This window comes from Vibrio sp. 1249-1 (genome assembly GCF_033340495.1).
Window position 1 is genome coordinate 1 of the sequence record NZ_JAWOWJ010001024.1, and the last position, 547, is coordinate 547.

Here is a 547-nt window from a genome sequence, read left to right on the forward strand (position 1 = left end):
GAGATCGGCAACATGACGAGTACCAGCTTGTGAGATGCGCGCTACATCATTACGAGCTAGGTCTACCAACATCATATGTTCAGCGTTCTCTTTTTTGTCGCTACGCAGTTCAAGTTCAATACGGCTATCTAAATCAAAATCGATTTCGCCATTTGGACGTTTACCGCGACGGCGAGTCCCCGCAATTGGGTAGATTTCTATTTGGTTGGTGTCGGTTTCATACTTCAAGGCACTTTCTGGAGACGCACCAAACAAAGTGAACAGCTCATCTTGCATGTAGAACATGTAAGGGCTTGGGTTGCTTTGCTTTAGCTCTTTGTAAGCTGCCAACGGAGAAGGGCAAGGCAATGTGAATCTACGAGAAGGAAGCACGTGGAAAATATCGCCTTTTACCACGAATTCTTTTAGATCACGGACGATTTGACAGAAATCTTGATCCGAAACGCTTGGTTGAGCTGTGATATTGGCCACTTGCGTTGCGTCTGGAAGACGCTTTGGCGATGTGCATTGAGCTCGGATATCTTCGATTCGACTTTCTAGCGCTGCT

Annotated in this window: 1 protein-coding gene; it reads right to left on the reverse strand. The window is 46.4% G+C overall.

All coding sequences use genetic code 11. The features are described 5' to 3' along the window. On the reverse strand, positions 1-547 hold a 547-nt coding region (locus tag R7Z50_RS30260; RefSeq protein ID WP_318150118.1), incomplete at both ends, for a chorismate-binding protein.